Annotated in this window: 19 protein-coding genes and 1 pseudogene; 5 read left to right on the plus strand and 15 right to left on the minus strand. The window is 66.2% G+C overall.

From position 1 onward, the window contains the following. Positions 1-82: 82 nt before the first annotated feature. Positions 83-1,684: a phytoene desaturase family protein gene (locus BI327_RS33125; protein WP_076865575.1), complete on the plus strand. Its 1,602-nt coding sequence runs from the start codon at positions 83-85 to the stop codon at positions 1,682-1,684. A 278-nt stretch (positions 1,685-1,962) separates the two neighbouring features. Here BI327_RS33125 and BI327_RS33130 read toward each other — a convergent pair whose 3' ends face one another. Further along, on the minus strand, positions 1,963-2,127 hold the full coding sequence (locus BI327_RS33130) for a Flp family type IVb pilin (RefSeq protein ID WP_076865576.1): 165 nt from the start codon (positions 2,125-2,127) through the stop codon (positions 1,963-1,965). A 171-nt stretch (positions 2,128-2,298) separates the two neighbouring features. On the opposite strand from BI327_RS33130, the gene BI327_RS33135 reads away from it, so the two are divergent. Both BI327_RS33135 and BI327_RS33140 read left to right on the plus strand, forming a co-directional pair. Continuing rightward, entirely contained in the window at positions 2,299-3,183 is an 885-nt protein-coding gene (locus tag BI327_RS33135; protein WP_076865577.1) for a 50S ribosomal protein L11 methyltransferase, read from the plus strand. An 89-nt stretch (positions 3,184-3,272) separates the two neighbouring features. Further along, complete coding sequence (locus BI327_RS33140) at positions 3,273-3,779, plus strand: hypothetical protein (protein ID WP_076865578.1); 507 nt, start codon at positions 3,273-3,275, stop codon at positions 3,777-3,779. An 18-nt stretch (positions 3,780-3,797) separates the two neighbouring features. Here BI327_RS33140 and BI327_RS33145 read toward each other — a convergent pair whose 3' ends face one another. After that, positions 3,798-4,001 carry a hypothetical protein gene (locus BI327_RS33145; RefSeq protein WP_076865579.1) on the minus strand — a complete coding sequence of 68 codons (204 nt, stop codon included), beginning with the start codon at positions 3,999-4,001 and terminating at the stop codon, positions 3,798-3,800. Between the two features lie 191 nt (positions 4,002-4,192). Between BI327_RS33145 and BI327_RS33150 the strand changes: the two genes are divergently transcribed. After that, positions 4,193-6,022, plus strand: coding sequence for an aminopeptidase P family protein (locus tag BI327_RS33150; RefSeq protein ID WP_076865886.1), 1,830 nt, complete (start codon positions 4,193-4,195; stop codon positions 6,020-6,022). 357 nt (positions 6,023-6,379) lie between these two features. Continuing rightward, positions 6,380-7,672 (plus strand): multidrug effflux MFS transporter, encoded by a 1,293-nt coding sequence (locus BI327_RS33155; protein WP_076865580.1) that lies wholly within the window; start codon positions 6,380-6,382, stop codon positions 7,670-7,672. A 224-nt stretch (positions 7,673-7,896) separates the two neighbouring features. Here the strand turns inward: BI327_RS33155 and ligA are convergent, their stop codons facing one another. The 13 genes and pseudogenes from ligA to murG all read right to left on the minus strand — a co-directional run bounded on the left by ligA (position 7,897) and on the right by murG (position 24,514). Continuing rightward, positions 7,897-10,044: an NAD-dependent DNA ligase LigA gene (gene ligA / locus BI327_RS33160; RefSeq protein ID WP_076865581.1), complete on the minus strand. Its 2,148-nt coding sequence runs from the start codon at positions 10,042-10,044 to the stop codon at positions 7,897-7,899. 7 nt (positions 10,045-10,051) lie between these two features. Further along, a complete protein-coding gene (gene recN / locus BI327_RS33165) occupies positions 10,052-11,722 on the minus strand; it encodes a DNA repair protein RecN (protein ID WP_076865582.1) in 1,671 nt (556 codons plus the stop codon). Between the two features lie 13 nt (positions 11,723-11,735). Then, positions 11,736-12,644: an outer membrane protein assembly factor BamD gene (locus BI327_RS33170; protein WP_076865583.1), complete on the minus strand. Its 909-nt coding sequence runs from the start codon at positions 12,642-12,644 to the stop codon at positions 11,736-11,738. 245 nt (positions 12,645-12,889) lie between these two features. Next, positions 12,890-13,852, minus strand: coding sequence for a UDP-3-O-acyl-N-acetylglucosamine deacetylase (gene lpxC, locus BI327_RS33175; protein ID WP_076865584.1), 963 nt, complete (start codon positions 13,850-13,852; stop codon positions 12,890-12,892). 349 nt (positions 13,853-14,201) lie between these two features. Then, positions 14,202-15,986: a cell division protein FtsZ gene (gene ftsZ, locus BI327_RS33180; protein WP_076865585.1), complete on the minus strand. Its 1,785-nt coding sequence runs from the start codon at positions 15,984-15,986 to the stop codon at positions 14,202-14,204. Between the two features lie 89 nt (positions 15,987-16,075). Beyond that, positions 16,076-17,392 carry a cell division protein FtsA gene (gene ftsA, locus BI327_RS33185; protein ID WP_076865586.1) on the minus strand — a complete coding sequence of 439 codons (1,317 nt, stop codon included), beginning with the start codon at positions 17,390-17,392 and terminating at the stop codon, positions 16,076-16,078. Continuing rightward, the gene (locus BI327_RS33190) at positions 17,389-18,396 is read right to left on the minus strand and encodes a cell division protein FtsQ/DivIB (RefSeq protein ID WP_076865587.1); all 1,008 of its coding nucleotides are present in this window, start codon (positions 18,394-18,396) and stop codon (positions 17,389-17,391) included. Before BI327_RS33190 ends, ftsA begins: the two co-directional genes overlap by 4 nt. After that, positions 18,336-18,630 (minus strand): annotated as a pseudogene (locus BI327_RS43350) (D-alanine--D-alanine ligase); the annotation flags it as partial. The gene BI327_RS33190 and the pseudogene BI327_RS43350, both read right to left, overlap by 61 nt. A 98-nt stretch (positions 18,631-18,728) precedes the next feature. Continuing rightward, positions 18,729-19,715, minus strand: a complete 987-nt coding sequence (locus BI327_RS33195; protein WP_076865588.1) for a D-alanine--D-alanine ligase family protein — start codon at positions 19,713-19,715, stop codon at positions 18,729-18,731. Next, entirely contained in the window at positions 19,715-20,632 is a 918-nt protein-coding gene (murB, locus tag BI327_RS33200) for a UDP-N-acetylmuramate dehydrogenase (RefSeq protein WP_076865589.1), read from the minus strand. Before murB ends, BI327_RS33195 begins: the two co-directional genes overlap by 1 nt. Positions 20,633-20,903: 271 nt before the next feature. Beyond that, on the minus strand, positions 20,904-22,307 hold the full coding sequence (gene murC, locus BI327_RS33205) for a UDP-N-acetylmuramate--L-alanine ligase (protein WP_076865590.1): 1,404 nt from the start codon (positions 22,305-22,307) through the stop codon (positions 20,904-20,906). Positions 22,308-22,535: 228 nt separating this feature from the next. Beyond that, positions 22,536-23,375: a class I SAM-dependent methyltransferase gene (locus tag BI327_RS33210; protein WP_076865591.1), complete on the minus strand. Its 840-nt coding sequence runs from the start codon at positions 23,373-23,375 to the stop codon at positions 22,536-22,538. A 38-nt stretch (positions 23,376-23,413) separates the two neighbouring features. Next, positions 23,414-24,514, minus strand: coding sequence for an undecaprenyldiphospho-muramoylpentapeptide beta-N-acetylglucosaminyltransferase (gene murG / locus BI327_RS33215; RefSeq protein WP_076865592.1), 1,101 nt, complete (start codon positions 24,512-24,514; stop codon positions 23,414-23,416). Positions 24,515-24,516: the final 2 nt, after the last annotated feature.

Consider the following 24,516-nt stretch of genomic DNA (forward strand, 5'->3'; position numbering starts at 1 on the left):
GATCTTTCGGATGTGATCCTTCCGGGAACGAAGGTTTCCTTCTTTCTCGATCATGCTCTAATCACTCCTTCTTGAAGCGGACATGAACGAAGCAGACGTCGTCATCATCGGTGCGGGGCATAACGGCCTCACCTGCGCGGCCTATCTCGCGATGGCGGGGCTGCGGGTGAAGGTCGTGGAACGCCGCAAGGTGGTCGGCGGTGCCGCCGTCACGGAAGAATTTTGTCCGGGCTTCCGCAATTCGGTTGCCGCCTACACGGTGAGCTTGCTCAACCCGCAGATCATTTCTGACCTGAAACTTGCCGATCACGGCCTGCGGATCGTCGAGCGGCGCGCCCAGAATTTTCTGCCCGCGCCCGACGGCAGTTATCTGCTGACCGGCGAGGGCCGCACCGAGCAGTCGGTCGCAAAGCTCAGCCCGCGCGACGCTGCGGCGATCGGCGTGTTTTCCGGCGAACTCGAAGCCATCGCCGACGTGCTGCGCCAATTCGTGCTGCGCGCGCCGCCGAACCTCGTCGAAGGGTTCGGCATCGGCGCAATGAGCGAGGCCATCAACGCGCTCGGCACCGCCAACATCCTGCGGCGGCTGTCGCTGGAACAGCAGCGCGATCTGCTCGACCTGTTCACGCGATCGGCCGGCGAGATGCTCGACGAGCGTTTCGAGAACGACCTCGTCAAGGCGCTGTTCGGCTTCGATGCCATCGTCGGCAATTACGCCAGTCCCTACGCGGCGGGCTCGGCCTACGTGATGCTGCATCATGCGTTCGGCGAGGTGAACGGCAAAAAGGGCGTCTGGGGCCATGCGATCGGCGGCATGGGCGCGATCACCCAGGCGATGGCGAGCGCCGCGCGCAGCCATGGCGTCGAGATCGCGACCGATGCTGGTGTCCGCGAGGTGATCGTCGAGAAGGATCGCGCCTCTGGCGTCATCCTCGACAATGGCAAGACCATCCGCGCCAGATATCTCGTCTCGAACGTCAATCCGAAACTGCTGTACACGCGCCTGGTGCCCGAGGGCGCGCTGGCAGGCGAATTCCTCGCGCGCATCTCACGATGGCAGAATGGGTCCGGCACGTTCAGGATGAACGTGGCGCTGAGCGCCCTGCCCTCGTTCAGCGCGCTGCCCGGCCCCGGCGATCACCTCACCGCTGGAATCATCATCGCTCCAAGCCTCGGCTACATGGATCGCGCCTGGCGCGATGCGCGCGAATTCGGCTGGAGCCGCGCGCCCGTCGTCGAGGTGCTGATCCCCTCGACGCTCGACGACAGCCTGAGCCCGCCCGGCCAGCATGTCGCGAGCCTGTTCTGCCAGCACGTCGCGCCGCAACTGCCTGACGGCAGATCGTGGGACGACCATCGCGAGGAGGTCGCCGACCTGATGGTCGCAACCGTCGACCGCTACGCCCCCGGCTTCGCAAGCGCTGTGGTCGGCCGCCAGATCCTGTCGCCGCTCGACCTCGAGCGGCAATTCGGCCTGCTCGGCGGCGACATCTTCCACGGCGCACTGACGCTGAACCAGCTGTTCTCGGCGCGGCCGATGCTCGGCCATGCCGACTACCGCGGACCGCTCCGCGGTCTCTACCATTGCGGTTCCGGCGCCCATCCCGGCGGCGGCGTCACCGGCGCCCCCGGCCACAACGCCGCGCGGGCCATCCTGTCGGACCATCGCGCGCTGTTTGCATAGCTTGGACGACGCACCACGCGCCGCGGTCATGGCGCGGCAAGCTGTGGACAGGTCTGTTGAGAAGCTGTGGGACTACGGTGGAAGGACCTGGTGTCCCCTGGCAGCAAAGCCGGTGAGTATCCCGGTGGACTGCCTGTGGTGCGAGTGCCGACAACCCCGGGGACAACCCAGTTGATGTCGTGTTGACAAGCTGCGTGGGGCGCTGTGGGCAACCGGTCAAAAAGAAAACACCGGGCGTCGTTGCCCGGTGCCTGCTCGAGAACGCCGTCTGCTAGATCTTACTTCAGCGAACCGGCAATCGTGCTGAACGTGCCGCTCAGCGACGTGCCGACACCGTTCACCGCAGCGATGATGGCGATGGCGATGCCGGTCGCGATCAGTCCGTATTCGATGGCGGTCGCGCCGGATTCATTCCGCAAAAACTTAACGAAAATAGCCTTCATTGCAGCCCTGCCCTTGGTTGTGATGCCTTGGAACGAAGGGTGTTCCCGAGTTCCGCCACCGTAGTAGTACGGCGGTATCTAAGGTTGTCTGAATCGGGAACCTATCAATTCTCGCGATATTCGATTGAATCCGGCTTGAAATTTTAACAAAAAGCGCGCTACCGGCCTCCGATGACCCCGTCGACACATCGCGCCAGCATCACCCTTTCCGACGAACAGACCGCAAAGCGCGTGGTAGACGCGCTTTCCGAGATGTTTTTCGAGGATCAGGCGGCTTTTGCAGCCTTCGAGCGACCGGATGGCCGCTGGGACGTCACCGTCCATTTTGCCGAGCCGCCGGATCAAACCTTGCTGCGCGACCTGGTCGGACAGGTGGTGCGACAGAATGTCGCATCGACTTTAGTTTTTGACACCGTGGAGGCCAAGGACTGGGTCAAGGCCAGCCTGGAGGACCTGGTCCCGGTCGCGGCCGGCCGCTTCATCGTCCACGGCCAACATGACCGGCACAGGATACCCTCGAACAAGCTCGGGATCGAGATCGAGGCGGCCCTCGCCTTCGGCACCGGCCATCATGGCACCACGCGCGGCTGCCTGCTGTTGCTCGACCACGTGCTGAAGGCCTATCAGCCCCGCCGCGTGCTCGATCTCGGCACCGGGACCGGCGTGCTGGGGATTGCCGCCGCCAAGGCGCTGCACGGCAGGCTGCTGGCCAGCGACATCGATCCGCCCTCGGTGCGGGTCGCCGAGGAGAATGCCCGGCTGAACGGCGCAGGCCATCTGGTGGACGTGATCCGCGCCACAGGCTTTGCGTCGCCGCGCTTTGCCGAGGACGGGCCGTTCGACCTGGTGCTCGCCAACATCCTCGCCAATCCGCTGCGGCAGCTCGCCGGGCCGATGGCGCGCCACCTCGCCTCGTCGGCGCAGGTCATTCTCTCCGGCCTGCTGACGCACCAGGCGCCGGCGGTGATCGCCGCCTATCGCGCCCGCGGGCTGGTGCCGCTGCGGCACCTCAAGATCGAGGGCTGGAGCAGCCTGTTGTTGCGGTCAAGATCATGATGCGAGGAAATCGCATCATGATCTCATGTCTTCGCTGGAGCATGATCCTCTCGGAAAACCGGTTTCCACTTTTCCGGATCATGCTCTAAATGACCTCGACCGGCAGACAGTGCGGCGACTGCACGCTCTGCTGCAAGGTGATGGCGATCGAGGAGCTGGCGAAGCCCGCCAACGCGTGGTGTCCGCATTGCAGGCCGGGCCGCGGCTGCCGGATCTACCCGAGCCGGCCGGCGGAATGCCGCTCGTTCAGCTGCGTCTGGCTGGTCAACGAGCTCCTGGAAGAGCACTGGAAGCCCTCTCGCTCGAAGCTCGTCCTGACCACCTCCGACGACGGTCTCGAGGTCCGATGCGATCCGGGCTTCCCCGACGCCTGGCGCAGGGAGCCGTATCGCAACGAGCTCAGGGAATGGGCGATATCCGGCGAGACGCTCGACATGACCGTCGTCATCATCGCCGGTCAGCGCATGACGCTGCTGACGCCGGAGCGCGAATTCGATCTCGGTATCGTCGGCCCCGATGAGCGGATAGTGCGTGAACTCGACGGCACCAAGGTCGTCAACGTGACCGTCGTGAAGGCGACTGAGCTCGATCCGTGAATGCGATCTGCGGGTTGGTTATTTCGGCGCGTCGGAATCGCGGCCGGCCGTCTCGGCCTTGTCCTGACCGGCGGCGCGGCCATGACTTGCTGCGCGCCTGGCACGCGCCTCGGTGAAGCGATCCAGCATCTGAACGATGACGCCACGCTGCTTCTGCTCGACCGGAGCGATCGGGCCGGGGGGCACCGGCGGCGAGATCTTCTCAAACGTGAATGCAGGCATCGTGCATCTCCTCACCGTTGAGTTGAGACACTCCTGGACACTCCCCGTACGCATGACCGATGACGTGCTGTGGACACCGTCCGGTCAGTTCTACTATGCCATGATTCAAGCATAAGTTATGCCAAAAATATGGTCACGCTTGACTGCGCTTGTGCGGAGATCATGCTCGGCCCGAAGAGAGTGTGAAGGCGATGTTCGAAGCCCATTTCCAGACGTTCGAAGAGCCCGAAGGCGGCGTGGCGCTGACTGCGCGGCTGAGCGCGCTGCGCGAGGAGCTGGCGCGGCGCAAGCTGACGGGATTTGTGGTTCCGCGCGCCGACCAACAGCAGAATGAGTATGTTGCGGCCTCCGAGGAGCGGCTCGCCTGGCTGACCGGCTTCACCGGATCGGCCGGGCTCGCGATCGTGCTGGGCAAGGAAGCCGCCCTGTTCGTCGACGGCCGCTACACGCTGCAGGCCGCCAAGCAGGTCGACCGCAAGGCCTGGCAGGTCGAGCCGCTGGTCGAGCCGCCGCCGGAGCACTGGCTGACCCGGCATCTGGCCGCCGGCGACCGCCTAGGATTTGACCCCTGGCTGCACACTTCTGCGGCAGCCGAACGGCTGGCGGCGGCCTGCGCCAAGGCCGGCGCCGAGCTGGTCGCCGTCGACAGCAATCCGGTCGATACGATCTGGCACGAACGACCGGCGCCGCCGCTCGGCCCGGTCACGATCCACGGCACGCAGTTTTCCGGCGAGATCGAGGCCGAGAAGCTGAAGCGCATCCGGCTCGAGATCAACAAGCTCGGCGTCGACGCGCTGGTGCTCTCCGACAGCCACGCGGTGGCCTGGACCTTCAACATCCGCGGCGCCGACGTCTCGCACACGCCGCTGCCGCTGTCCTACGCGCTGGTGCCGAAGGACGGCCGGCCGGTGGTGTTCATCGATCACCGCAAGCTGTCCAACGCGACCCGCGACCATCTCGAGCAGTCCGCCGATGTCGAGGAGCCGGCGGCGCTGGCGCCAAAGCTCACCGAGCTCGCCAAGCGCGGCGCCTCGATCGCGCTCGACAGCGCAACCGCAGCCGACGCCCTGAGCCGCCTGATCGCGACTGCCGGCGGCAAGCCGGTGCGCGGCAGCGATCCGGTCAGCCTGCTGAAGGCGGTCAAGAACATCACCGAGATCGAGGGCACGCGATCAGCGCATCAGCGCGACGCGGTGGCGCTGACGCGCTTCCTCGCCTGGATCGACCGCGAGGCGCCCTCGGGCCACCTCACCGAGATCGACACCGTCGAGGCGCTGGAAACCTTCCGCCGCCAAACCGGTGCGCTGAAGGACGTCTCGTTCCCGACCATCGCCGGCACCGGACCGAACGGCGCCATCGTGCATTACCGCGTGACGCGCAAGAGCAACCGCCGCATCGAGCCCGGCGACCTGCTGCTGATCGATTCCGGCGCGCAATATCAGGACGGCACCACCGACGTCACCCGCACCATCGCGATCGGCAATCCGACCGACGAGATGCGCGACCGCTTCACCCGCGTGCTGCGCGGCCATATCGCGATCGCCCGCGCGATCTTCCCCGACGGCACCACCGGCGCGCAGCTCGACACGCTGGCGCGGCAATATCTCTGGCAGGCCGGGATCGATTTCGAGCACGGCACCGGCCACGGCGTCGGCAGCTATCTCAGCGTCCATGAAGGGCCGGCGCGGATCTCGAAGCTCGGCACCACGCCGCTGAAGCGCGGCATGATCCTGTCCAACGAGCCGGGCTACTACAAGACCGACGCCTACGGCATCCGGATCGAGAACCTCGAGCTCGTGATCGGCACCGACATCGCCGGCGCCGAGAAGCCGGTCAACGCCTTCGAGACGCTGACCCTGGCGCCGATCGATCGCCGCCTGATCGTGGTCGGCATGCTGAGCGAGGCCGAGCTGGCCTGGCTCAACGACTACCACGCCCGCGTCGCGCGCACGGTGCGCCCGCATCTCGACGACAACCCCACCAAGCTGTGGCTCGACGAGGCGACGGCGGCGCTGACGTAGCGGCGTCGAGTTTACGTTCACCCTCTCCTCATACTCGGTGTCATCCCCCGCGACCCGTCTTCGCCAAGGCTTCGCCGGGGTAAAGGCGTTGGGCTCGCCGTAGCTTTAGCGAAGGCGGCAAGCGGGGGATCCAGTACGCCGCGGCCCATCGGATTAAAACTACTGCCTCTGGAATACTGGGTCCCCCGCTTTCGCGGAGGACGACAGTGGAATTCGCGGCCAACGGCGGTGAGGTAATTGCGCGAGACGAAACATCGCCGCGGCGTCGCCTGAAATCGCATGGGCGTATGCCGAAACACGCGTATTCGGCGCGAACGGGCGCGCTACAGTCGTTCCACAATGCTGGATCGGACCTGAATGCACGGCGTGATGGGCAAGCCGCCCGGCGCGGCCCAAGACAACACCAACGACAACAACATCGCGACATCGAAGGTCATGCTGCTGATGCTCGTCGTGATGACGGGCGTGGCGCCGATCTCGCTCTACATGCTGGTCCCGGCGCTGCCGGTGCTGGCGACGACGTTCGGCCGCGACATTTCGATCGCGCAGATGACGGTGTCGCTCTACATGGTCGGCATCGCGCTGTCGCAGCTGATCATGGGGCCGCTGTCCGACAAGTTCGGCCGCCGCCCGGTGCTGCTCGCTGGCCTCGGGCTGATGGTGACGGCCGGCATCGGCTCGGTGTTTGCCGAGACCCTGCCGCAGCTGATCGCCGCGCGCTTCTTCCAGGCGCTTGGCGGCGCCAGCGGCATGGTGATCAGCCGCGCCATCATCCGCGACCTCTATCCGCGCGAGCGGGTCGGCGCCATGATCAGCCTGGTCGTCGCCGCGCTGATGATCGCGCAGATGGTGAGCCCGCTGACCGGCGGTCTGCTGGAGACGACGTTCGGCTGGCGCGCGATCCTCTATTTCATCACCGCGGCGTCGCTCGCCGTCACCATCTTCATCGCACTGGCGCTGCCCGAAACCCGCCGCGACCGCGCCGAGAGCTCGAGCTTTCGCGGCGATCTCGGCAAGCTGCTGCGAAGCCGCGCCTTCGTCGGCTATCTGTTGTGCCAGGTGCTGGCGTCGCAGATCATCTTCGCCTTCGCCGGCGGCGGCCCCTACATCGTGGTGACCCAGATGGGCCGCAGCAGCGCCGAATACGGCGCGTGGTTCGCGATGACCGGGTTCGGCTACTTCGTCGGCAATTTGCTCTGCGTGCGGTTCGCGCCGCGGCATTCCCTCGAGAAGCTGATCTGGTTCGGCCTCGCACTTCAGCTCGGCGGCAGCCTGTTGAACCTGATCTGGAGTTTCACCGGGCTGAACCAGGCCCCGCTCTGGCTGTTCGGCACCCAGATGATCGTGATGATCGCCAACGCCTTCGTGATGGCCAATTCCGCCGCCGGCGCCATCAGCATCCGCCCCGAGGCCGCCGGCACCGCCTCCGGCGCGATGGGCTTCCTGCAGCAGGGCATCGGCTCGCTGATCTCGCAGTTCGGCGCCTATCTCGGCGGCCATTCGACCACGACGCTGCCGCTGACATCGGCGATCTTTGCGATCTCGATCGCCTGCGCCTGCACCATGATCTTCGTGGTGCCGCGGCGGAACGTGGTGGTGAGCGAAGAGCTGATCGCGCAGGCCGAGGAGGATGAGACGGGGATGATGTGAGGAGCGGCGCTCGCGCCCCCACGCTCAACTCGTCATCCCCCGCGAGAGCGGGGGATCCAGTACGCCGCGGCCTATCCGCTCAACAACGATTGCCTCTGGAATACTGGGTCCCCCGCTTGCCGCCTTTGCTAGAGCTTCGGCGAGCCCAGCCCCTTTACCCCGGCGAAGCCTTGGCGAAGACGGGTCGCGGAGGACGACAGCGGTGAGTGCGGAGGCGCCGCGCCCTATTCCCCGATCAGCTTCAGCCACTCGTCTTCGGTGAGCACGGTGACGCCGTGCTTCTGGGCATCCGTCAATTTCGAGCCCGCGCCAGGTCCTGCAATTAGGTAGTCTGTCTTCTTTGATACCGAGCTAGCGGCCTTCGCACCTAGCCTTTCGGCGTTAGCTTTGGCCTCGTCACGCGTCATCTTTTCCAGCGACCCACTGAAAACCACGGTTTTCCCGGAGATCGCCGAATTGCTCTTCGGCCTCTCGGCGTCGATGATCTCGTCGAGTTCAGCGGTGAGCCGCTCGACGATGCCGCGATTGTGGCTCTCGCCGAAATAGTCGGCGATGCTCTTGATCACGGTGTCGCCGATCTGGTCGAGCGCATCCATCTCGGCGATGGCCTCCTCGTCGCCCTTGGCGACCTTGAGGCAGGCCTCGTGGAACGCATCCCATGAGCCGTAGCCGCGCGCCAGCGCCAGCGCGGTGGTCTCGCCGACATGGCGCATGCCGAGCGCATAGATGAAGCGCTCCAGCCCGATCCTGCGCCGGCTGTCGATCGCGGCAAACAGGTTGCGCACCGAGGTTTCGCCGTAGCCCTCGATGTCCTCCAGCTTCAGCTTCGCGTTGCGCTTCGGCAGCGTGAAGATGTCGGCGGGTTCTTTGACCCAGCCCTCGTCGAAGAAATATTGCAGCTGCTTCACGCCGAGGCCGTCGATGTCGAAGGCCCGTCGCGAGACGAACAGAATGAGGTGCTCGACCTTCTGGAACGGACAGGCGAACTCGCCGCTGCAGCGCAGCCGCGAGCCTTCCTCGCCGGTCGCGGTCTCCTCGCGCACCACGTCGGTGTGCAGCGGGCATGGGCACTTCTTCGGGAAATGGAATTCCTTGGCGCTCTTCGGCCGCTTGTCGATCACGACATCGACCACCTGCGGGATCACGTCGCCGGCGCGCTGGATCACCACGGTGTCGCCGATCCGGATATCGCGTCCCTCGCGCAGCACCTCGCCCTTGTTGCCGATGCCCTTGATGTAATCCTCGTTGTGCAGCGTGACGTTCTGCACGATCACGCCGCCGACACCGACCGGCTCGAGCTTGCCGACCGGCGTGAACGAGCCGGTGCGCCCGACCTGGATCTCGATGTCGCGCAGCACGGTCATGGCGCGCTCGGCCGGGAATTTGTGCGCGATCGCCCAGCGCGGCGTGCGCGACACGAAGCCGAGCCGCTCCTGCCAGTCGATGCGGTCGACCTTGTAGACGACGCCGTCGATGTCGTAGTCGAGCTCGGCGCGCTGCTCCTCGATCTTGCGATGGAAGACGATCAGCTCCTCGACCGAATGGCATAGCCTGGTCAGCGGATTGGTCTTGAAGCCGCAGCGTTCGAACCAGTGGATCATGCCGGTCTGGGTCTCTTCCGGCATCGCGCTCATCTCGCCCCAGGCATATGCAAAGAAACCGAGCGGCCGCGAGGCGGTGATACCGGGATCCTTCTGGCGCAGCGAGCCTGCTGCGGAGTTGCGCGGATTGGCGAAAATGGTATCGCCGGCGACCTTCTGCCGCTCGTTGAGCGCGAGGAACGCCTTCTTGGTCATGTAGACCTCGCCGCGCACCTCGCAGATCTCGGGCACGTTGCGGCCCTTCAGTTTCTGCGGGACGTCTTCCAGCGTGCGGATGTTGGCGGTGACGTCCTCGCCCTCGGCGCCGTCGCCGCGGGTTGCCGCGGTGACGAGCTCGCCGCCTTCATAGCGCAGCGACATCGAGAGCCCGTCGATCTTCGGCTCGGCCGAGAAATCGATCTTGTCGTCAGGCAGTTTCAAAAAGCGCGTGATGCGTCCGACGAAGTCGACCACGTCAGCTTCCGCAAACGCGTTGTCGAGCGACAGCATCGGCAGCGAATGGCGGACCTTCCTGAAGCGTCCCGACGGCGCGGCACCGACCTTCTGCGACGGCGATTCCGCGGTGACGAATTCAGGAAAGCGCTTCTCGATCGCGTTGTAACGCTGCCGCAGCGCGTCGTACTCGGCATCGGTAACGCTGGGCGCGTCGTCCTGATAGTAGCGCTTGTCGTGGCCCTCGAGCTCGAGTGCAAGCCGCATGTGCTCGACCTTGGCCTGCGCCTTGGTAAGCTTGTCGACGTCGACCAGCGCTTTCTTCGCTTTGGTGGCCATGGACGAGCTAACTCGCCGCCCGCAGCAGGCGTTCCGCGGCGGCCCGCGCCTCGGCCGTGATCTCGGCGCCGGCCAGCATGCGCGCGATCTCCTCGCGGCGATGGTCGGCTGCGAGCGCGTTGACGCGGGTGGCGACGCGCTTGCCCTTGTCGAGCGCGTCCTTGGAGATCAGAAGATGCTGGCTGGCGCGGGCCGCGACCTGCGGCGCATGCGTCACCGCCATCACCTGCACCTTGCCGGCGAGACGTGCCAGCCGCGAGCCGATCGCGTCAGCCACCGCGCCGCCGACGCCGGTGTCGATTTCGTCGAACACCAAGGTCGGCGCCGAGCCGCGATCGGCCAGCACGACCTTCAATGCCAGCAGGAAGCGCGACAGCTCGCCGCCGGAGGCGACCTTCATCATCGGTCCAGGCTTGGTGCCCGGATTGGTCTGGACCCAGAACTCGACACGGTCGATGCCCTCCGGCCCCGGCGAGGCGGCATTGGCCTCGACCTGCGTCATGAATTTCGCGCGCTCGAGCTTGAGCGGCGCGAGCTCGGCATTGACCGCCTTGTTGAGCTTCTCGGCCGCCTTGCTGCGCGCCGCCGACAGCTTTGCAGCCGCGGCCGCATAACGCTGGTCGGCTTCGGCGGCGGCGGCTTCCAGCTTCTTCAGCCGGTCGGCGCCGGCATCGATCAGCGCGACGTCGCCGGCGTATTGCGCCGCCAGCGCGGCCAATAAATCCACCGGCGTCGAATATTTGCGCGAGGCGGCGCGCAGCGCGAACAGCCGCTCCTCGATGCGTTCGAGCTCGGCCGGATCGAAATCGGTTGCCGCCAGCGCAGCGTTGAGGTGCTGGTCGGCCTCCTCCAGCGCGTTGATCGCAATGTCGATCGCCTTGACCGCCGGCTCGATCAGCGCGGGCGCATTGGCGGCGCGCCGCTCCAGCCGGCGTACCGCGGCCGACAGCGCCGACACCGGCGAATGCGAGCCGCCGATCGCCTCCTGCGCCTCGCGCAGATCGGTCGCGACCTTCTCGCCCTGCATCATGGTGGTGCGGCGGTTGGCGAGCTCGGTCTCCTCGCCGTCCTTCGGCGCCAGCGTCTTCAATTCCTGCGAGGCATGGCGCAGATAGTCGGCCTCGCGCGCGGCGCGCTCCATGCCGGCGCGATGCTCGTCGAGCGCGGTGCCGGCGGTCCGCCTGACGTCCCACAGCGCTTCCAGCGCCGCGACGTCCTTCTCGTGGCCGGCGAAGGCGTCGAGCAGCCGGCGGTGAGTGGAGGCGTCGACCAGCGCGCGCTCGTCGTGCTGGCCGTGGATCTCGACCAGCACGGCGCCGACCGCCTTCAGCGTCTGCACGCTGATCGCCTGATCGTTGATGAAGGCGCGGGTGCGGCCGTCGGCGAGCTGCACGCGGCGCAGAATCATCTCACCGGTGTCGTCGAGGCCGTTCTCGGCAAGGATCCTGGCCGCCGGATGCCCCTTCGGGACATCGAACATGGCGGTGACCTGCCCCTGCTCGGCGCCGTGGCGCACGAGGCCGGCATCGCCGCGGCCGCCAAGCGCCAGCGCAAAAGCATCGAGCAGGATCGATTTGCCGGCGCCGGTTTCGCCGGTCAGCACCGCCAAGCCACGGGAAAATTCGATATCAAGCCGTTCGATCAGGACGATGTCACGGATCGACAGACGGGCCAGCATGCGAGGACAATTCCTAGCCGAGACCTATTTTCTTGAAGGTCCTGCTGATCCAGGAACCCTGATTCTCGCTCGGCTCGAGACCGCCGGACTTTACTAGATTATACGCGTCCTTGTACCAGCGGCTGTCCGGAAAATTGTGGCCGAGCACCGCGGCGGCGGTCTGCGCCTCGCCGGCGATGCCGATCGCCATATAGGCTTCGGTGAGCCGGTAGAGCGCCTCTTCGACGTGACGGGTGGTCTGATACTGCGTGACCACGGTCTTGAAGCGATTGATCGCGGCGGTGAAGTCGCGCTTCTCGATGTAATAGCGCCCGACCGCCATCTCCTTGCCGGCGAGCTGGTCGCGCGCGGCCTGGATCTTGTTCTTGGCCTGGGTGGCGTATTCGGAGGTCGGATATTTGCGCACCACCTCTTCGAGCGCCGCGATCGCCTTCTCGGTTCGGCCCTGGTCGCGCGAGATGTCCGGGATCTGGTCGAAATGCGATGCCGCGATCAGGTACTGGGCGTAGGCGGCGTCCGGGCTGCCGGGATGCAGCGTGACGTAGCGGGTGGCGGAGCCGATGCAGCTGTCATAGTCGCCGGCCTGGTAATACGAATAGGCCGACATCAGCAGCGACTTTCGGGCCCAGTCCGAATAGGGATGCTGCCGGTCGACTTCCTCGAACTTCTTCGAGGCGGCCTTCAGGTCCTTCTTCTCGTTCATCATGTACAAGCCCTCATTGTAGAGCTTGTCCGCGGGCTCATCGACGAACGTGTCGTCCTTGGCCATGAACTTGTCCCACAGCGCGCCGGTGCCGCAGCCTGAGAGCGGCAGGGCCAGCACGATCAGGCCCGCCGCGAAACGCAGCGTGCGCGCGGCCTTGGTCAGGCCGGAGACGTCAGAAGAATCGCGTGGTTCGAGCGCCATACGCATTGCCGACATGAATTTTAAAACCTGACGCCTTTGATGCGGTTAACGGCGACCCCACTCCACCCATGAACCGCGGTCATGGATGCAATAATTCCCGTGCCATTGGCTGCCGTCACTCGCAACCGCAGGCCTGTTTAACCGAAAAATGACCGTGGACCAACCGAATACGAAGCCAATCCGCCGGGAATAAGGCGACCCGACGAAGCTCACAGCCTGCTGTGGTTATTACGGAAATTGGGCCCGACCGCCTGCCGCGATCAGGACACGTCCGGGCCGTAGGCCGGGGCGACCAGACCGCCCACGGTGCCTGCACCGGCTTCGACATGGCCGCGGACCGGCCGCCGGGCGGTCTCCGCTTCGACCACGCGCCAGGCGCTGCGATCAGCGAGCAGCGCCTTCAGCACCGCATTGTTGAGCTTGTGACCGCCCCGCTTCGAACGATAGATGCCGAGCAGAGGCAGGCCGGCCAGCGAGAGATCGCCGATCACGTCCAAGACCTTGTGGCGGACGCACTCGTCGCTGTAGCGCAGGCCTTCGGTGTTGAGCAGCCGGGTCTCGTCGAACACCACCGTGTTGTCGAACGACGCGCCGAGCGCGAAACCGGCGCTCCAGAGCCGCGCGGTGTCGCTGATGCAGCCGAAGGTACGGGCCCGCGCGACGTCGCGGCGGAAGCTTTCCGGCGACAGGTCGAAGGAGAAGCTCTGACGGCCGATCACCGGATTGGCGAAATCGATCTCGACCTCGGCCCGGAACCCGCCGGCGAACGGGCGCAGCTCACCGACGGCCTCGCCGATCTTCACCTGCACCGGCTTCACCACCTGGATGAAGCGGCGAACGGCGGGCTGGGTGACGATGCCGGCCTGATCGATGGCGGCGACGAACGCGGCCGAGCTGCCGTCCATGATCGGAACTTCGGGTCCGTCGACCTCGATCGTGGCGTTGTCGACGCCCATGCCGCGCAGCGCAGCGAGCACGTGTTCGGCGGTGGAGACCAGCGGCCCTTCGCGGTCACCGAGCACCGTCGAAAATTCGGTAGCGATCACAGCGTCGGCGGTGGCGGTGACTTCACGGTCGGCGCCGTCGAGACCGGTGCGGACAAAAATAAAACCCGCGTCGACAGGCGCAGGTCCCAGCGTGAGACTGACAGGAAGACCGGAATGAACGCCTACGCCAGTCACGGTGGCTTGCGACCGAAGCGTTGTCTGACGGCTGAACTTCATTCGATAATGCCCACTACCCGACTTCGCTCAATTCAAGTGGCCAAACTTCCCCAAGGCCGACTCGCTTGAGCTCCCCAAGTCACGGCAGACCATAGTCACTGCCCTAAACCGCACAACTCACGCTTCTTTACCGATTGTTACCCCATCTCTGCCGCATTCGCGCCCAAGGTTAACCAAATTGCGGCAGCGAAAACGGCTCTCGGCGGGCCGCCATCCAACCACCGAAAGAATAATTAATCATTCAAAATCAGTTGCTTGTTTGTCCGGCACAATCGCCTGCCCACAGCAAGGAAAAGGCCCCGGCGGTTCCCCGCCGAGGCCTTGTTCGTGGCCAAGGTTGTAACAAACTTCAGTTTGCCTGCCGGCGCAGGAAGGCCGGGATATCAAGATGGTCGTCGCCCTGTGGCGCCGGGGCAACAGGCGCCTGGCGGCCATGAGCGTCCAGGCCCTGCGGCGCGGGGCGCTTCGCATATTCCGATACCGGCGATTCGTTCGCCGAGATCTGCTGGGCGACGCTGCGGGCGGGCTTGCGCTCGGGCAGCGGCGGCATCGTGGGCATGGCCGGACCGGAGGCGCGGGCCGCGATCGGCGGCTCGGTCTCTTCGTCGCGGCGGCCGAGGCCGACATTGGCGAGCCGCTGCAGCAGCGACAGCCGGGTCTTCTGCGGGTGTTCCGCCTCGCCGTCACCGCTGGCCTGGCGGATCTCGGCCTGGGCCGGCATCGGCAGATCCTCGAACTTCGGCATCCGCGGGGCACGGACCGGCGACCGCTCCGCCGCCTGCGGGATGAAGGTCTCGGGCGGCATCGGCTCGTGATGCTCGGCCTTGGCCGCCTCATGGTCCGGGAACAGCGAGGGCTTCTGGGCGATCGGCCGCACGGTGACGTCACCGTAGGAGGCCGGCTGCATCGGCGCCTGGGCAGCCGGTGCGCTGTCCGGGGCCACCGCGGCGGCGATCGCCGCGAGCGCCGCACGCTCGACGGCCGGACGGGGCGCGGCGGCCTGCGGTGCAATCGGAGCGACGGTCACGCCGGTCGGCGGTTCCAGCTTCTGGGCGCGCTCGGCCATGCGCTGATTGTCGGCACGCAGGCGGGCGGTCAGATCGGCCAGCCGGCTCTCCGGCGAACCACCCGGCTGCTGCGCGGGAGCCTGGGCGCGGGACGCGATCGCGGCCTGCTCGATGCCGGTTGCGACCACCGAGACGCGAATGACGCCGTCGAGCGATTCGTCGAAGGTGGCGCCGACGATGATGTTGGCGTCGGCATCGACCTCTTCGCGGATGCGGGTTGCGGCTTCGTCGACCTCGAACAGGGTCAGGTCCTTGCCGCCCGTGATCGAGATCAACAGGCCGCGGGCGCCCTTCATCGACGAGTCGTCGATCAGCGGATTGGCGATCGCAGCTTCGGCGGCGGTCAGCGCGCGCTTCTCGCCGGTTGCCTCGCCGGTGCCCATCATCGCCTTGCCCATCTCACGCATCACGGCGCGGACGTCGGCGAAGTCGAGGTTGATGAGGCCTTCCTTGACCATCAGGTCGGTGATGCAGGCGACGCCCGAATACAGCACCTGGTCGGCCATCGCGAAGGCGTCGGCGAAGGTGGTCTTCTCGTTGGCGACCCGGAACAGGTTCTGGTTCGGGATGATCAGCAGCGTGTCGACCACCTTGTGGAGCTCGGAAATGCCGTGCTCGGCGGTGCGCATGCGGCGCTGACCTTCGAAGTGGAACGGCTTCGTCACCACGCCGACGGTGAGGATTCCCATTTCGCGGGCGGCCTTGGCGATCACGGGTGCAGCGCCCGTGCCGGTGCCGCCGCCCATGCCGGCGGTGACGAACACCATGTTGGCGCCGGTGAGATGATCGCGCAGCTCGTCCATCACCTCCTGCGCGGCCGCAGCGCCGACATCGGGCTGCGAACCGGCGCCGAGGCCCTGGGTGACCTGGGTGCCCATCTGGATGATGCGCTGCGCCTTCGACATGGTCAGCGCCTGCGCGTCGGTGTTGGCGACGACGAAGTCGACGCCCTGCAACCCGGCGGTGATCATGTTGTTGACGGCATTACCACCCGCGCCGCCGACGCCGAAGACGGTGATCCGCGGTTTCAGCTCGCTGATGTCAGGGGGTGTCAGATTGAGTGCCATGGTTGCCTCTCTCGATTATGCGCGCGTTGGTTCGTCCCGGCCGCTGGCCACGGGAGCTGGTGAAAATGCAATGAGCCGGGGTGCGGTCATCAGAAGCCCTCGCGAAGCCATCGTCCGACCTTTCCGAAGTAACCGTCTGTCCCTGTCCTGAGCTGCCGCGTGCGCCGCGGTTCGACATGTTCAAGATGTGCGTATTGCGGATAGACCAGGAGGCCCGTCGGCACCGAGAACGAGGCGCCCTTCGCCTCGTTCGGCAGCCGGCCGAAGCCGAGCGGGCGGCCGATGCGGACCTGGCGGTTCAGGATACGGGCGGCGAGCTCGACGGTGCCGGTGAGCTGCGACGCGCCGCCGCTCAACACGACGCGCGCCCTCGGCTCTGCCGCAAAGGGGGAATCCGCGAGCCGGTCACGGACCATTTCGAAAATCTCCTCGGCGCGATGCCGGACAATGTTCGCAATCGTGGCGCGAGACACGATCTGCGGAGTCTCCCGATCATCGCCTGCAGTGGGGACGGACATCAGCTCGCGCGAGTCCGAACCGCCGGTCAGCACCGTGCCGTATAAGGTCTTGATTCGCTCGGCATCCGCAATGCATGCGCCGATGCCGCGCGCAAGATCCATCGTGATATGTTGCCCGCCGAGCGCAAATCCGGATGCATGCACGAGGCGGCCGCCGGAATAGGTCGCGATCGTCGTCGAGCCCGCGCCCATCTCGACCACGGCGGCGCCGAGGTCGGCCTCGTCATCGGTCAGGACCGACAGGCCCGCGACATAGGGGCTCGATGCCATGGCTTCGACGTTGAGATGGCAGCGCTCGACCACCAGCATCAGGTTCTTGGCGACCGTCGCATCCGACGTCACGACGTTCATGTCGACGCCGAACTGGCGCGCCACCATCCCCTTGGGATCGCGGATGCCCTTGACGCCGTCGAGCGCGTAACCGACCGGCAGCGCGTGCAGCACGGTGCGGCCGGCGCCGGCGGCGTGGCGCATGCCGGCGGAGGTGACACGGCTGATATCGTCCGAGGTCACCGAGCCGCCGCGGATATCGGCCGCGGCTTCGACCAGCTGGCCATGCTGCCTGCCGCCGGAGACCGACAGCAGGACGGATTCGACGCGGACCTTGGCCATGCGCTCGGCCAGCGCCACGGCATGGCGCACCGCCTTCTCGCATTCGGCGAGATCGACGACGGAGCCGGCCTTGACGCCGCGCGACTGGATCTGGCTGTAGCCGATCAGTTCGACCGCGTGGGTGCGGCCGCGCAACGCCTCGTTCGGCGGCGACGGCCTGAGCCGCGCGATCATGCAGGCGATCTTGCTGGAACCGACGTCGAGCGAAGCCACCATCGCGGTGCGCTTCTGCATCGGGCGGGTCTTCGGGGTCAGATTGCGATCGAGGCCGGTCATGCGGAGTCACCGGCCTTCTTCTTGGACTTCTTGTCCTTGAACAGTTCGTCGCGCGCCTTGCCGGCTTCCTCCGACAATTGCACGATCAGCCGATCGGGCAGCCGCATGTCGACGGCGACGATGTCGCGCGAGAACAGCTTCTCGTCCTTGTCGAGCCTGGAGAGCGCGGCCAGCGCGTTGCCGACGTCGTTCTCGGGCAGGCGGACGTCGAGGCCGTCCTTGAGGCGCAGGTTCCAGCGCCGCTCGCCGACGAAGATCGCGGCCTTGGTCACCGAGCGCACCTGCGGATAGCGGTCGAGCAGCGCCAGGAAATCCTGGGCGCGCGTATCGGCGCCCTTGCCCACCACCAGCGGCAAATTGAGGAAGCGGCGCGAGACATAGGGCTCGAGCACCGCGCCGTCGGAGGCGATCACGGACAGGCGGCCGTTCTGCTGCCACAGCGCGAAGGCGGTGCGCTCGACGATGTCGATCTGCAGCCGGCCCGGATAGAGTTTCAGGATCGTGGCATCCGCGATCCAGGGATTGGCCTTCAACTTGGCGCGCACGGTATCGGCATCGAGGAACAGCAGCGAGGAGCGGCCGTTGACGCCGCCGATCGCAAGCACCTCGTCCTGGCTCAGCTGCTTGCGGCCGTTGATGCCGACGGTGGTGATGCGGAAGCCTGCGGAATTGGCCAGCGCGTTGCGCGTGTCGCTGAGCGCGGTGGTGAATTCCTCGACATGGCCGCCCTTGACGATGCCGAAGCCCAGGCTGCCGAACAGGATCGCGAGCGTCGCGACCAGGCCGATGCGGCGCGGCAGATAGGTTTCGACCAGCAGGATGTAGCGGTTGGGCGGCTCGCGATCGATCACCTGCGGACGCCTGGCGGGCGCCCGGCGGCGGCGAGCGAAATGGGCGGCGAGATACTCGCGCAGCAGCACCGCCGCTCCAATAGCGGCTGCTCTCAGGTCAGCTTGAGGCCCCAGCGATCGCAGCGATCGAGTGAGGCGTCCTGCACCATCCATTGCACGAGCTCGTCACATGTTGTGCCCGCAAACCCCGCGGGTCCCGGCACAGGTCACGTCTCGGCAAACCGGTTGGGATTAGAGTGGCCCCCTGTTCCCTGGTTGCGATCCTCGAAGCGGTAATCCGCGACAGCTCACGCCCCGGCAGCCAAGCGCTACATGCGCCGCCAGCGTTAACCTTCGGGCTTCCTGGTAAACAAACAGTAAATGAGTTCGGCCTGGAGCGTGTTTTGATCAACGCTATGAGTACTTTGCCGCGAACCCGTTAGCATTTTAGCAACAGCGCCCGGGTTCCATCCGGCCGAGTCGGGCGGGTTCCCGCCCGACCGGCCTTAACCACGAACGCGGCGCCGGGCGAGCTCGACCTGGTCATTGAGGAAGTCTGCAAAGGCGATGCCCTGTGCTTTCAAGGCCTTAGGGTACAGTGATGCCGCGGTCAGGCCGGGCAGCGTGTTGGTCTCGAGGTAGACCGGGCCATTGGCCGAGACGATGAAATCGCTGCGCGAGTAGCCGGCGCAGGACAGCGCGCGGTGCGCACGCAACGCGTGATCCATGATCGCGGCAGTCACCTCCGGCGCGAAGCGGCCGGGACAGATCTCCTGGGTCGATTTCAGGAGGTATTTGGCGGTGTAGTCGAAGGCCCCTTCCCCCGGCACGATCTCGATCGGCGGCAACGCGAACACGCTGCCGTCGGATTGCTCGAGCACGCCGCAGGTCGCCTCCACGCCCGATACGAACGGCTCGATCAGATACTCCTCGTGCTGCGCCGCGTTGCGGACCGCGACGAGGTCCTGCTTGGCGTTGACGAAGATCAGCCCGTAGCTCGATCCGTCCTTGGCGGGCTTTGCGATCAGCTTGCCGTGTTTCGCGAAGGCGTCGTCGATCTGTTCGACGCTGATGCCCTGTGGCGCATTGAGGCCCGCGATCGCGGCGAAGCGCTTCGCCGACGGCTTGTCGAACGCAAGATGCGACGACGCCGAGCCGGAGCCGGTGAACGCCACGCCGCGCATCTCGCACATCGCCTGCAATTCGCCATTCTCGGCGCGGCCGCCGTGCAGACCGAACACCAGCACGCGCTGCTCGGCGCCCGCTTTGTCGAGTGCCTGGTCGAGCGGGATGCCGCGCCCGTCGGGCTTGAAATCGACCTCGAAGGGACGCGCATGGCCGAGCAGTTTTTCCGACGTCACCGCATGCACGGTATCGTCGACATCCCAGAACCATAGATCCGCGTCAGGCAGCGCGCGATGCAGCGCCTGCGTGCTTGCGACCGAGACCAGCCGCTCCTTGTTGGTGCCGCCGAACAGAATGGTCACCTGCATCAGCTTTTCCCGATCCGCTTGATTTCCCAGTGTAGCTCGATTCCGCTGGCTTGCTTCACCCGTTCGCGCACCGTCTCGCCGAGCGTCTCGATGTCGTGCCCGGTGGCGTTGCCGGTGTTGATCAGGAAATTGCAGTGCATCTCCGATACCTGCGCGCCGCCGACCTTGAGGCCGCGGCAACCGGCGGCGTCGATCAGCTTCCAGGCGCTGTTGCCGGGCGGATTCTTGAAGGTCGAGCCGCCGGTCTTCTCGCGGATCGGTTGCGCGGTCTCGCGATGGGTCTGCACCTCGTTCATGCGAGCCCGGATCGCCTCGGCATCGGTGATCGTGCCGCGGAAGCGCGCCGAGGTGAAGACGATGGACGGATCGACGCCGCTGTTGCGATAGACGAACTTCATGTCGGCATTACCGAATGTGTGCTTCGTTCCGTCGCGGCCGATGCCGGTGGCCTCGATCAGCACATCCTTGGTCTCGCCGCCGTTGGCGCCGGCATTCATGCGCAGCGCACCGCCGACCGTGCCGGGAATGCCGAAGAAGAATTCCATGCCGCCGATATTGGCGGCCGCCGCCGTCTCGGCGACGCGCTTGTCGAGCGCCGCAGCGCCCGCGGTGACGACATCGCCCTCGGCACTCGTCTCGCCGAACGCGCGCGGCGCGAGCCGGATCACGACGCCAGGCATGCCGCCGTCGCGCACGATCAGGTTGGAGCCGACGCCGACGACATAGACCGGCAACTCCTGCGGCAGGCGCTTCAGGAAGTAGGCGAGATCATCCTCGTCGGCCGGCGTGAACAGCACCTGCGCCGGACCGCCGACGCGAAACCAGGTCAGCTCCGCAAGCCGCTGGTTCGCAAGCAGCCGCCCGCGCAGCTCCGGCATCGCGGCTTTGAGATCGGGCGTGATGTCGGGGAAGGTCATGGCGCGTCGATCGATGCACGAACTTGATCGAGATCGTAGCGTGCTACGATTTCTGTCAGCGCCCGGGGCTTACCCCTCTCCCCAACCCTCCCCCGCAAGGGGGGAGGGAGCCTGACGAGCGTGCTCACCTTACCGCGAGTCACGACTGTGCTCTGCCCCCTTGAAGGAGTCAGGAGGGCACCGGCGGGTGGGTTCCCTCCCCCCTTGCGGGGGAGGGTTAGGGAGAGGGGTGAGCCGAACGGGCGGTGTTCGTCGCTCGCGATGAACATCATCACTCCAGCGCCTTCAGTTCGCCGGGCAATGCATACGCCCATTGCGTGATGTTGCCGGCGCCGAGGCAGACGACGAGATCGCCGGACTTGGCGAGGCCGTGCACGATCGTCGCGAGCTCGCCGGCATTCGGCAGCGGCACCACGTTGCGATGGCCGTGGGCGCGCAGGCCGGCGGCGAAATGATCGCGGTCGATGCCTGGGATCGGCGCCTCGCCGGCCGGATAGACCTCGGCGACGACGACCGCATCGGCATCGTTGAAGCAGGTGCAGAATTCCTCGAACAGCGACTGCAGGCGGCTGTAGCGATGCGGCTGCACCACGGCGATGATCTTGCCGTTGGTGGATTCCCGCGCCGCCTTCAGCACGGCTGCGATCTCCACCGGATGATGGCCGTAGTCGTCGATCACGGTGACGCCGTTCCATTCGCCGGTCTTGGTGAAGCGCCGCTTGACGCCGCCGAAGCCGGCCATCGCCTGGCGGATGACATCGTCGGACACGCCGAGCTGATGCGCTACCGCAATCGCTGCCGTCGCATTCGACGCGTTGTGGCGCCCCGGCATCGGCAGCATGATGTCGGCGATCTCATGGACCGCGCCGGACTTGCGATCGCGGATCGCGACGGTGAATTTCGAGCCGCCGCCCATCGGCGTCAGATCCTTGAGCTGCGCGTCGGCCTGCGGGTTCTGACCGTAGGTGATGATGCGGCGATCCTCGATCTTGCCGACCAGCGTTTGCACCACGGGGTGATCGGTGCACATCACGGCAAAGCCGTAGAATGGAACGTTCTCGACGAAATTGCGGAACGCGTCCTGGATCGCCTCGAAGGTCTTGAAGTGATCGAGATGCTCGGGATCGATGTTGGTGACGATGACGACGTCGGACGGCAGCTTGAGGAAGGTGCCGTCGCTCTCGTCGGCCTCGACCACCATCCAGTCGCCCGCGCCGAGCCGCGCATTGGAGCCATACGCATTGATGATGCCGCCGTTGATCACGGTCGGGTCGAGCCCGCCGGCATCGAGCAAGGTCGCGACCATCGTGGTCGTGGTGGTCTTGCCATGGGTGCCGGCGATCGCGACGCAGCTCTTCAGCCGCATCAATTCCGCCAGCATCTCGGCGCGCCGCACCACCGGGATGCGCCGCTCACGTGCCGCCATCAGTTCGGGATTGTCGCGCTTGATCGCGGTCGAGACCACGACGACATCGGCGCCATCGACATTCTCGGCGGCGTGGCCGACCGAGACCTTGGCGCCCTTCTTGCGCAGCCGGTCGAGATTGTAATTGTCCGACGCGTCGGAGCCCTGCACGGTGTAGCCGAGATTGATCAGCACCTCGGCGATGCCGCTCATGCCGATGCCGCCGATCCCGACGAAGTGAATGGGTCCGATCTCGCGCGGCAGTCTCATGATCCGGTTCCTGACATCATCATCCGTCCTGTGCGAGCTGCGCTGCGGAGCGGACGATTTGGCTTCTCTGTGCGCCTGGTAGCTATGGCGCGGACTACTGGATGCCCCGCTTTTCCCCGGCGTGACAAGGGCTTTTTCCACTCCGCGGCCGTGGAAATGCCGCTGTTGCCGGCTACCGGCCAGTGCTGGCGATCTGACGTCGCGGGTATCTCCATCCCGGCCCGGCGGCTACGCCGCTCCCGGCCGCACGGCGCGCGCCGCGAACTCGTCCTGCATCTCGATGACGCGAAGATAGTTGCGCAGCCGGTTGGTTTCGAGCGTACGCAGCAGCTTGTTCTGGTGGTAGGGCAGCACGAGCTCGGCAAGCTGCGCGCTCCAGGCGGCATCCATATCGAACAGCACCCCTAAGCCGAACACCGCGGGGATCTCGGCGAAGCCGAACTCCCTGCCCTGCGCCAGCTCTTCGGCCAGGAAGTCATCGATCGCGGTCATCACGCCGTTGCGCGCGCCGCCGGAGGTGTTGGCGAATGCGGCGAGGCCGGCGCCGCGAAATCCACGCCCCTCGACCAGCACCGGCCGATCCAGCGTGGCGCCGGCGTGGTAGCTGTGCGGATGGCGATACGCGGCGGGAATCTGCTCGGGCGCGTAGTACATGTCGCGGCGCCCGCAGGGCCAGCCGACATCGTGCAGGAAGACCAGAACCGGCTTGCCGGCGCGGCGGCTGATCGCGTTGATCTGCCGCAGCTCGTGATAGACGGTGTACCAATTGTGGTCGCCATCGACGATCCAGGCATCGGCCGCATCAAGCTCGCCGAACGCGTCGAGGCTGGTCTTCGCAACATGACGCACATTGGGATTTGCGGAAACCCAATCGAGGAATTCACGCTTCGGCGCCGGATCGACGCTGGTGAGCTGGCCGCCGCGCCCATTGCAGTGTTCTGCAAGCAACGCGGACATCCCGCCATATTCGGCGCCGATCTCGACGATGTCGCGTGCATCCGCCAGGCGCAGGCCTTCCAGGATCAGGTCCGAGAATTCCGAGACGGAGTGGATCAACAGACCCGTCATGATCTAACTCTCCCCCGGCATCCTGCCGGATTGGCGCATCAAATCCCGGCCACCTTGGCAACCAGATCGGCCAGCCGCTCGGCGGCATCGAGCCGGCCGACACCGCGCGCAGCCGCCGCCATCGCAGTCAATTTCGCGGGCTCGGCGGCGAAGGCCGCAATTTCAGCCGCGAGCCGCTCCGGCGTGAAGTCGCTCTGCGCGATGCGCAGCGCGCCGTTCGCCTGCGACAGCACGCCGGCATTGGCGAACTGATCCTGGTCGATCGCGCCCGGCAGCGGCACCAGGATCGAGGGGCGGCCGATCGCGGCGAGCTCGGCAACCGTGCCGGCGCCGGAACGCGAGATCACGAGCTGGCTCGAGGCCAGCCGCGCCGGCAGATCGGCGAAGAACGGCGCGAGCTCGGCATTGATCTTGAGCCGGTCGTAGACCTCGCGCACCCGCGCCATATCCTCTTCGCGCACCTGCTGGGTGATGATGAGCCGGCTCCACAGCGCGGGATCAAGCTTCTCAATCGCCGGCGGCACGATGTCGCTCATCACCCGCGCGCCCTGGCTGCCGCCGACGACGAGCAGGCGCAGCGGCCCGTTCACCTCGGGCGGCGTGTACGTCACCGCGGCTGCCGCAAGGATCGCAGGCCGCATCGGCGTGCCGACGGTGGTCGCCTTGCCGGCGAGCGCGGGATCGCGGTCGAGCACGCCGGGCAGCGAGGTCGCGATCGCGTTGACGCGGCCGGAGAGGAAGCGGTTGGCGCGGCCGAGCACCGCATTGGCATCGTGGATGATGCCGGGAACCCCGAGCAGCCGCGCCGCCATCAAGGGCGGCAACGTCGGGTAGCCGCCGAAGCCGACCACGGCCGCGGGCTTCAGCCGGCGCACCAGGTTGGCGGCAACCAGCGTGCCGTAGCCGAGCATCAGCACGGTCTGCGCCAGCGAGATCGGGTTGCGGCTGCGCACGGTCGCGCTCGGCACCAGGTCGATGCTCTCCCGGCCAAACAGTCCGGAATAGCGCAGCGCGCGGCCGTCGGTCGCAAGCCGGACGCGCAGGCCACGCCTGACCAATTCCACGGCGAGCGCTTCGGCCGGGAACAGGTGGCCGCCGGTGCCGCCGGCCGCCAGCAGAATCAGGGGCGCGTTGTCCATGT

The organism is Bradyrhizobium mercantei (assembly GCF_001982635.1).
Taxonomy (GTDB): domain Bacteria; phylum Pseudomonadota; class Alphaproteobacteria; order Rhizobiales; family Xanthobacteraceae; genus Bradyrhizobium; species Bradyrhizobium mercantei.

Bases quoted from the DNA above. Each gene is read 5' to 3' on its own strand.
- murB (WP_076865589.1), bottom strand. From the start codon at position 20,632: ATGACCTTCCCCGACATCACGCCCGATCTCAAAGCCGCGATGCCGGAG.
- BI327_RS33170 (WP_076865583.1), bottom strand. From the start codon at position 12,644: ATGTCGGCAATGCGTATGGCGCTCGAACCACGCGATTCTTCTGACGTC.
- BI327_RS33130 (WP_076865576.1), bottom strand. From the start codon at position 2,127: ATGAAGGCTATTTTCGTTAAGTTTTTGCGGAATGAATCCGGCGCGACC.
- BI327_RS33125 (WP_076865575.1), top strand. From the start codon at position 83: ATGAACGAAGCAGACGTCGTCATCATCGGTGCGGGGCATAACGGCCTC.
- BI327_RS33135 (WP_076865577.1), top strand. From the start codon at position 2,299: ATGACCCCGTCGACACATCGCGCCAGCATCACCCTTTCCGACGAACAG.
- BI327_RS33190 (WP_076865587.1), bottom strand. From the start codon at position 18,396: ATGGATGGTGCAGGACGCCTCACTCGATCGCTGCGATCGCTGGGGCCT.
- recN (WP_076865582.1), bottom strand. From the start codon at position 11,722: ATGCTGGCCCGTCTGTCGATCCGTGACATCGTCCTGATCGAACGGCTT.
- murG (WP_076865592.1), bottom strand. From the start codon at position 24,514: ATGGACAACGCGCCCCTGATTCTGCTGGCGGCCGGCGGCACCGGCGGC.
- BI327_RS33150 (WP_076865886.1), top strand. From the start codon at position 4,193: ATGTTCGAAGCCCATTTCCAGACGTTCGAAGAGCCCGAAGGCGGCGTG.
- BI327_RS33210 (WP_076865591.1), bottom strand. From the start codon at position 23,375: ATGACGGGTCTGTTGATCCACTCCGTCTCGGAATTCTCGGACCTGATC.
- BI327_RS33195 (WP_076865588.1), bottom strand. From the start codon at position 19,715: ATGCAGGTGACCATTCTGTTCGGCGGCACCAACAAGGAGCGGCTGGTC.
- murC (WP_076865590.1), bottom strand. From the start codon at position 22,307: ATGAGACTGCCGCGCGAGATCGGACCCATTCACTTCGTCGGGATCGGC.
- ftsZ (WP_076865585.1), bottom strand. From the start codon at position 15,986: ATGGCACTCAATCTGACACCCCCTGACATCAGCGAGCTGAAACCGCGG.
- ftsA (WP_076865586.1), bottom strand. From the start codon at position 17,392: ATGACCGGCCTCGATCGCAATCTGACCCCGAAGACCCGCCCGATGCAG.
- BI327_RS33155 (WP_076865580.1), top strand. From the start codon at position 6,380: ATGCACGGCGTGATGGGCAAGCCGCCCGGCGCGGCCCAAGACAACACC.
- lpxC (WP_076865584.1), bottom strand. From the start codon at position 13,852: ATGAAGTTCAGCCGTCAGACAACGCTTCGGTCGCAAGCCACCGTGACT.
- BI327_RS33145 (WP_076865579.1), bottom strand. From the start codon at position 4,001: ATGCCTGCATTCACGTTTGAGAAGATCTCGCCGCCGGTGCCCCCCGGC.
- BI327_RS33140 (WP_076865578.1), top strand. From the start codon at position 3,273: ATGACCTCGACCGGCAGACAGTGCGGCGACTGCACGCTCTGCTGCAAG.
- ligA (WP_076865581.1), bottom strand. From the start codon at position 10,044: ATGGCCACCAAAGCGAAGAAAGCGCTGGTCGACGTCGACAAGCTTACC.